This is a genomic window from Variovorax sp. J31P207, assembly GCF_030316965.1.
GTDB classification, from domain to species: domain Bacteria; phylum Pseudomonadota; class Gammaproteobacteria; order Burkholderiales; family Burkholderiaceae_C; genus Variovorax; species Variovorax ginsengisoli_B.
Map to the genome: position 1 here is coordinate 1 of NZ_JASZYN010000041.1, position 1,173 is coordinate 1,173.

A 1,173-nucleotide genomic window follows, 5' to 3' on the forward strand; every position below is an offset into this window, starting at 1 on the left:
GCGCTCCGGTGAGGCGATCTCAACACCCCGTTGCGCAAGCGCAGCCGCATAGAACACCCATTGATTCCGCGCGAGCTCGATCTCCTGCTTGATGGCCGTCGTCGCCTCCGGAGCATTGGCGAGCACGTCAAGCGCAGACACGAACTCGGCGCCCGCCTTGTCCAGCTCGGCCTGGGCGTTGGGGAGAGGGACCTTCCAAGCCATTGCAAGATAGAACTTCGCCACCCGCTGCGACAACATGCGTTGACGCCCCGCGATGTTGACGAGCCGGCCGAGAGGCTTGCCGGACACCAGTTCGAGCTGCAATGTGCCTTTGTTTGCCAACGCCAGCACCCTGCCGTCGAGATCGATCAGCGCCGCAGCGTTTTCGCGCACCGGCGCCTGGCCGACAAGCACGGCCTTGTAGGCGCTCCAGAGGGTCTCGAGCTCACCGTACGTCGCCTTGACGTCGGGCGTCGGGGCGAATGCTTTGAGTTCCACGAGTTGGCGGTCGAAGAGGGCCATCGAGGCAGCCAAGATCTCGTCTGCGCGCTGGGTGACCACGCCCTGGCCGGCCGCCAGGTAGGCCTTGGCGACGCGCTGCGACAGCATGCGCTGACGCCCCGCCTTGTTGATCGCATCGTTCAGATCGACGACCTGCGCAAAGTTGTTGCTCACAGTCAGCAGCGTGAGGCTGCCCATCCACCCGATCACAGTTCGCCGGTTCATCGTTCTCCTCTGTAGACGTATCAAGTTGGTGCGCGTGTGGTTGAGCCACGGTGCACCTTGGTAATGTCGTGTTCTGGCCGAGTAGCTTCTGCAGCGGTTGGCGCTCGGATGCCGTTTGATGCAACACCCAAAGCGCGCTCTGTAAAAAGCTCAGGACTGGAATGAAAGTCGCTTTCATTCAGTAAGACCAAGTCAGAAATACAGGCCAACGACCTCGCAGACCACGCCATCGCCAACTACCGGAATGGCGAGTATCGAGCGCAGCCCGGCAGCTTTTGCTTCCTCTGCGGTGAGAGCCGCATGAACCGCGCCTCCGGTGACGGCTTGCGCAACGCCGCTTCGCCAGGCAAGTCCGATCGGACCCAGCGCGTCGATCGGCCACAAGTTTGAACTCCCGCACGGTAGCGGGCCATTGATCTCGCAGCGGCCCGCGGCGCACTGCAGCTGGAGGCCCGCGGCATCCGG

2 protein-coding genes are annotated in these 1,173 nt (G+C 63.0%); both read right to left on the reverse strand.

Annotated features, from left to right (window positions below):
• A partial coding sequence (locus QTI68_RS40090; protein WP_286529980.1) for a type IV pili methyl-accepting chemotaxis transducer N-terminal domain-containing protein occupies window positions 1-708 on the reverse strand: 708 nt, incomplete at its 3' end.
• A gap of 192 nt (window positions 709-900) precedes the next feature.
• The coding region (locus tag QTI68_RS40095; RefSeq protein WP_286529982.1) for a hypothetical protein at window positions 901-1,173 on the reverse strand (273 nt) is incomplete at its 5' end.